Raw genomic sequence first — 6,204 nt, 5'->3', positions numbered from 1 at the left:
TTTAACAGCGTTATTTTAAGAACAGCCAGAGTCTCCCTCAATCTTCATCGCCCAAGTCTGCCAATCCTCGTGCGCCAACCTACGCCAACAGCCCCCTTGCGTGGGTTTGAAATGAGAACTGCTGCTAGTCGGTACGCCGGCTGGCAGTTGGCTGAGCGTTGACTTACCATTACGGGTCGCCGTCCGCGAGGGGTGGCCGCTGCTGCCGCCGCACCGCCCGGGCAAGGCGAACCGACCCTGCCGATCCGTCGAGTCGATTGATGAACAACGCGTTTCGCCTTTCCTCACTGGTCCGGCCAGCGCTGCCAGCGCTGCCGGTGCTGCTGCTCGCCGCTTGCGCAACCGCGCCGGGAAGCGGCGAATCCGGACCATCGTGGGACAGCCTGAGCACGGAGGTGCAGCTCGCCGAGCCTGGCGAGCATGAGGTGGTGGTAGTGATCAACAACAACGCCGTGCTCGGCAATCACGCCGGGATCTTCGCCGGGGCGCGCCTGAGTGACCCCGCCGGCAGTTACCGTAACGTTGGTTCGCAGCTGCCCGACCGGCAACACGCCCGTCTGGCCGATTACGTCGCCTATCAGATGGTCGATGGCCTGCGCATCCGCGTCTATCGCTTCACGCTGCCCGAGCCGCAGTTCGCGGCCGTGGTCTCGCGGCTGCCCGAGGCCGACCACGCGCTGCCGCTGTTCTGTGGCGCGGCGGTGCAGAACGCGATTGCCGGAATCGGGCCGTTCCGCGGTATTGAAGCCACCTGGTGGACGTCGCCGGCCGACCTGGCCCGGCTGCTTGATTCGCTGACCGGCACCCGGCAGGCAGCCGGCGTCTGCCTGTGGGCCGACGGGCGGCCGTGCCGAGCAGCAAGCGAGGGGCGTTGAGCGGGCACCACCGCCGGCGCCGCGCAAACCGGCCCCCAGCCGGCGGCGCCCGGGCTTACGCGGCGTCCTCGTCGATCGGTACGCAGGCGCAGAACAGGTGGCGGTCGCCATGCACGTCGTCGACCCGATTGACGCTCGGCCAGAACTTGTTGTCGGCGACCCAGGGCAGCGGCAGCACCGCTTCCTGGCGGCTGTACGGTCGGTGCCAGTGGTCGTCGACGATGTCGGCCTGCGTATGCGGCGCGTTCTTCAAGGGGTTGTCGTCGGCCGGCCAGCGACCGCTTTCGATCTGTCGGACTTCTTCGCGGATACTGACCATCGCGGCAATGAAACGGTCGAGTTCGGCTTGCGATTCCGACTCGGTCGGCTCGACCATCATCGTCCCGGCGACCGGGAAGCTCACCGTCGGCGCGTGAAAGCCGTAATCCATCAGCCGCTTGGCGATGTCGGTCTCGGAGACGCCGGTTTTCGCCTTGAGCGGCCGGATGTCGAGGATGCATTCGTGCGCCACCCGGCCATTGCTGCCGGTATACAGCACCGGGTAGTGCTCCTGCAGCTGCCTGGCGACGTAGTTGGCGTTGAGGATCGCCACCTGCGTCGCGCGCGTCAGGCCGCTGCCGCCCATCATCGCGATGTACATCCACGAAATCGGCAGGATCGACGCCGAACCCCACGGCGCCGCGGCGACCGCACCCTGACCCGGATGCGGCCCGTGGACCGGCTGCACGCTGTGGTTGGCCATGAATGGCGCGAGATGCGCCTTGAGGCCGATCGGCCCCATCCCCGGACCGCCGCCGCCGTGCGGGATGCAGAAGGTCTTGTGCAGATTCATGTGACTGACGTCGGCTCCGATCAGCGCCGGTGAGGTCAGCCCGAGCTGGGCGTTGAGGTTGGCGCCGTCCATGTACACCTGGCCGCCGTTGGCGTGCACGATGGAGCAGATTTCCTTGACCGCTTCCTCGAAGACGCCGTGCGTCGACGGGTAGGTGATCATCAGGCAGGCCAGGTTGGCGGCGTGCTCAGCGGCCTTGGCGGTCAGGTCGGCGAGGTCGATGTTGCCCGAATCGTCGCAGTTGACCACCACCACCCGCATTCCGCACATCTGCGCGGTCGCCGGGTTGGTGCCGTGCGCCGAACGCGGGATCAGGCAGACCGTACGCTGCCCTTCGCCGCGGCTGGCGTGGTAGCGGGCGATCGCCACCAGGCCGGCGTATTCGCCCTGTGCGCCGGAATTCGGCTGCATGCAGATGGCGTCGAAACCGGTGATCGCCTTGAGCCACTGCTCGAGTTCGCCGATCATCTGCAGGTAACCCTGCGCCTGTTCGATCGGCGCGAAAGGGTGGATGTCGGCGAACTGCGGCCAGCTGATCGGGATCATCTCGCTGGTCGCGTTGAGCTTCATGGTGCACGAGCCGAGCGCGATCATCGAGTGGTCGAGCGCCAGGTCCTTGTTCTGCAGCTTCTTCAGGTAGCGCAGCATCTCGTGTTCGGTGTGGTGGGTGTTGAACACCGGATGTCGGAGGATCGCGTCCCGGCGCAGCAATGCCGGTGGCAGGCTGGCGTCGGCGTGCCGCAGCAGCTCGTCGATCGGCTCGAGGTCGATGCTGATCTCGGCCAGCAGCTTGATCAGCAGGCCGATGTCCGCCGCCGAGGTCTTCTCGTTCACCGCCACGCCAAGGACACCCGGCGAGACCTGGCGAAGGTTGTAGCCCGCTTCGAGGGCCTCCTTGTAGGCGCTCAGCGCACGCCCGCCGAGGTCGACATGCACGGTGTCGAAGAAGCGCCGGGTCAACACGTTGATCCCGGCCCGGCGCAGGCTTTCGGCCAGGATCGCGGCCAGCCGGTGGACCCGTTGGGCAATGCTGCGCAGCCCGTGTGGACCGTGATAGACGGCGTACATGCCGGCAATGTTGGCGAGCAGGACCTGCGAGGTGCAGATGTTGGAGTTGGCCTTTTCGCGCCGGATGTGCTGTTCGCGGGTTTGCAGCGCCATGCGCAGCGCCTTTTTGCCGCGGCTGTCGACCGACACGCCGATGATCCGGCCGGGCACCGAGCGCTTGTGCTCGTCGCGGGTGGCAAAGAAAGCCGCGTGCGGACCGCCGAAGCCGAGCGGAACGCCGAAGCGCTGCGACGATCCGAGCGCGATGTCGGCGCCCATCTCGCCTGGCGAGCGGAGCAGGACCAGCGCCAGCAGGTCGGCGGCGACGGCGACGATGCCGCCGCGCGACTTGACGGCAGCGATCGCGCCGCTGAGGTCGCCGACTTCACCCCGGTCATTCGGGTACTGGAACAGCGCCCCGAAGACCTCCTGCTGGGCGGCCACCTCGGGTGAGTCGAAGAGCAGCTCGAAGCCGAAGAAGGCGGCCCGCGTCCTGATCACGTCGATGGTTTGCGGGAAGCAGGCGGCGTCGACAAAAAACCGGTTCGACTTCGACTTGCTCAGCCGCCGGGCCATGGTCATCGCCTCGGCCGCAGCGGTCGCTTCGTCGAGCAGGGAGGCGTTGGCGAGTTCGAGGCCGGTCAGGTCGATGACCATCTGCTGGTAGTTGAGCAGGGCCTCCAGGCGACCCTGGGCGATTTCGGCCTGGTAAGGCGTGTAGGCGGTATACCAGCCGGGGTTCTCGAGGACGTTGCGCAGCACCACCGCCGGGGTCAGCGTATCCGCATAGCCCATGCCGATCAACGAGTGCTGCACGACGTTGCGGCTGGCCATTTCGCGCAGCGCCTCGAGTGCTTCCTTTTCCTGGCGCGGCTCGCCGAGCGCCAGCGGCGCGCTCAGGCGAATCGCCGCCGGGACCGTCTGGTCGACCAGTTGTTCGAGGCTGGCAGCGCCGATGCTGGCCAGCATCGCGGCCACTTCCCTGGCGTCGGGACCGATGTGGCGCTGCAGGAAATCGTCGCGCTGTTCGAGTTCGGCGAGGGTCGGGGAGGGGGGCATGGCATCCATGGCGTCATCCGGTGGTGGTGCGGTGGTGCTGCGTTTCGCTCGGCCTAAGCCGCGTCTACGAGTTGCTGGTAAGCGGCGGCGTCGAGCAGCGCGTCGAGGTCGGCGGCGGCAGCCGGCCTGAGCCTGAACAGCCACGCCGCGTAGGCGTCCTGGTTGACCACTTCCGGAGCGTCGGCGGCGGCCTGGTTGACCTCGACGACGCTGCCCGCAACCGGCGCGTAAACGTCCGAAGCAGCCTTGACCGATTCAACGACGGCTGCCTCCTGCTCGGCGGCGAGTTCGGCTCCGAGCGCTGGCAGTTCCACGAAAACGAGGTCGCCGAGTAGTTCCTGGGCATGGTCGGTAATGCCGACGCTGATCGTGCCGTCGGCTTCGGCCCGGATCCATTCGTGACTCCGGGTGTATTTGAGGTCGGCGGGAATGTTCATCTGTTCTCCTGGGAAGTAAGGTGAAGTTTTGTGTCTTGATAAATGAAACTAAACGAGAATATTGCCGTTTCTCACAAAGCATGGCTTGACGACCCTGGCGGCGAGAAGCTTGTCGCGGATCGCGACTTCGACGCTATCGCCGATCGCCACGGCGAGCGGCAGGCGGGCCAGGGCGATCGCCTGCTGCATCGTCGGCGAGAAGCTGCCGCTGGTGATTTCACCGTCGCCGTGACTGCTGATCACCCGCTGGTGGGCGCGCAGCACGCCACGGTCGCGCAGCACCAGGCCGAGAAACTGGTGGCGCCGGGGCTTGGCAAGAAGGGCCGTCTTGCCGACGAAGTCGCGCGGCGCGAGCAGGTCGACGGTCCATGCCAGGCCGGCGTCGAGTGGCGAGACGGTTTCGTCCATGTCCTGGCCGTAGAGATTCATTCCGGCTTCGAGTCGCAGCGTGTCACGCGCTCCGAGGCCGCAGGGCCGCACGCCGGCGGCGGCGAGCGCCTGCCACAGGCCGTCGGCCTGGTCGGCGGGCAGGGCGATCTCGTAACCGTCTTCACCGGTATAGCCGGTTCGGGCAATCAACAGCTCGCCGCTGACCGCGGCGAAGAACGGCTTCAGCGGTTCGCACGCCGCTCGGCAGCCGGGCAGCGCGTCCCAGACCTTCTGGCGGGCGTTCGGTCCCTGCACGGCAATCATCGCCAGCGCACCGGCACCCTGGCGACGCGCGGTGAGGGTCACCGCCAGCTGCCAGTCGTCGAGGCGGGCGCCCATCCACGCCAGATCCTTCTCGGCGGTGCCGGCGTTGATCACCATCCGGTAGTTGCGGTCGTCGAAGTAATAGACGATCAGGTCGTCGATCACGCCGCCGTCTTCGTTGAGCATCGCGCTGTACAGCGCCTTGCCGGAGACCTTCAGCTTGTCGATGTTGTTGGCGATCAGGCGACGCAGGAACGCCGCCGCGTCGTCGCCCTCGATATCGACCGCGCACATGTGCGAAACGTCGAACATGCCGGCGTCGCGGCGCACCGCCTGGTGCTCCTCGATCTGCGAACCATAATGGAGGGGCATCTCCCAGGCACCGAAATCGACCATTCGTGCGCCGCTTCGGCGATGGCAGTCGTTGAGGACCGTTTTCTGCATGGTGTCAATTCCTTGGGAGAGTTTGTTGAGGCGGATTCCAGAAACGAAAAAGGGGCGAACCCGTAGCGAGTTCACCCCCCTGTCCATGTACCTGAGAGATTTTCGGGCCGCCAGGTGAATCGCAGCCGCGTTGCCCCATCGGTGGGCGCTTCGCCGGAAGCGAGCGCCGCTCTCCAGAGTTCATTGCACGAACGGTCCTTTTGCCTGAGCGTTTCCGGGTGGATTGCGCCTTCGGCGGCGGCTCTGCCGCGCTCTCCCATTCGCGCCGCAACTATAGCGCGTCGCAAGCAGTGCTCGCAAGCGCAGCGGGCACCGGCTGCGTCGAGTTTGACCCGGGCTGGCGCGCACAGGCGGGCCTGGGTGACGGACTGGCCAGCGCCCCTGCCGCCTGCCGCAGCGGCACGACCCAAGCCTGAAATCCCGCGTTATCGGGGAATCATCGTCACCCCGTTCAACGACCAACGGAACTCACCGCCCGGCCATCCGCGTTGTCGTGATCATTTTGCGTGGAGCAGGCATGCATGGACAACCAGGCCCCGGCAAGCGACGACTTCGATACCCCGTGGAAAGACGCGATCACACGCTACTTCCCCGAGTTCATGGCCTTCTCCTTGCCGCTGGCCGAGGCGGAAATCGCCTGGCGACAAGCGCACGTCGCCCTCGACCAGGAACTCGCGCAAGGTCGTCCAGGATGCCGAACTTGACAAGGGCCTGCTGGACCGCCTCGTCCAGGTCGCCGGCCGGGACGGCGGTGAGCAATGGGTCTGTATCGACATCGAGGTTCAGGGTCAGCACGACGCCAACTTCCCCGAACGGC

General features: G+C 66.4%; 5 protein-coding genes and 2 riboswitches. Of the genes, 2 read left to right on the top strand and 3 right to left on the bottom strand.

What is annotated here, in order from left to right; genetic code table 11:
- The first annotated feature begins 260 nt into the window (after nt 1-260).
- Nucleotides 261-875 (top strand): hypothetical protein, encoded by a 615-nt coding sequence (locus Q1L50_RS01460; RefSeq protein WP_300335366.1) that lies wholly within the window; start codon nt 261-263, stop codon nt 873-875.
- A 55-nt stretch (nt 876-930) separates the two neighbouring features.
- On the opposite strand, the gene gcvP is transcribed toward Q1L50_RS01460, so the two are convergent.
- From gcvP to gcvT, 3 genes are read right to left on the bottom strand one after another with little or no spacing between them, the layout of a single operon-like run.
- On the bottom strand, nt 931-3,822 hold the full coding sequence (gcvP, locus tag Q1L50_RS01455; RefSeq protein WP_300335365.1) for an aminomethyl-transferring glycine dehydrogenase: 2,892 nt from the start codon (nt 3,820-3,822) through the stop codon (nt 931-933).
- A gap of 44 nt (nt 3,823-3,866) precedes the next feature.
- Nucleotides 3,867-4,250 carry a glycine cleavage system protein GcvH gene (gcvH, locus tag Q1L50_RS01450; protein WP_300335364.1) on the bottom strand — a complete coding sequence of 128 codons (384 nt, stop codon included), beginning with the start codon at nt 4,248-4,250 and terminating at the stop codon, nt 3,867-3,869.
- A gap of 48 nt (nt 4,251-4,298) precedes the next feature.
- Complete coding sequence (gene gcvT, locus Q1L50_RS01445; RefSeq protein WP_300335363.1) at nt 4,299-5,387, bottom strand: glycine cleavage system aminomethyltransferase GcvT; 1,089 nt, start codon at nt 5,385-5,387, stop codon at nt 4,299-4,301.
- 77 nt (nt 5,388-5,464) lie between these two features.
- A riboswitch (glycine riboswitch) is annotated at nt 5,465-5,566 on the bottom strand.
- A gap of 3 nt (nt 5,567-5,569) precedes the next feature.
- A riboswitch (glycine riboswitch) is annotated at nt 5,570-5,656 on the bottom strand.
- 252 nt (nt 5,657-5,908) lie between these two features.
- Between gcvT and Q1L50_RS19980 the strand changes: the two genes are divergently transcribed.
- On the top strand, nt 5,909-6,091 hold the full coding sequence (locus Q1L50_RS19980) for a hypothetical protein (RefSeq protein WP_366145201.1): 183 nt from the start codon (nt 5,909-5,911) through the stop codon (nt 6,089-6,091).
- Nucleotides 6,092-6,204: the final 113 nt, after the last annotated feature.

Source organism: Accumulibacter sp. (genome assembly GCF_029255145.1).
Taxonomy (GTDB): Bacteria; Pseudomonadota; Gammaproteobacteria; order Burkholderiales; family Rhodocyclaceae; genus Accumulibacter.
The sequence above is the reverse complement of the archived record's forward strand: the minus strand, read 5'-3'. Positions and strand labels throughout refer to the sequence as shown.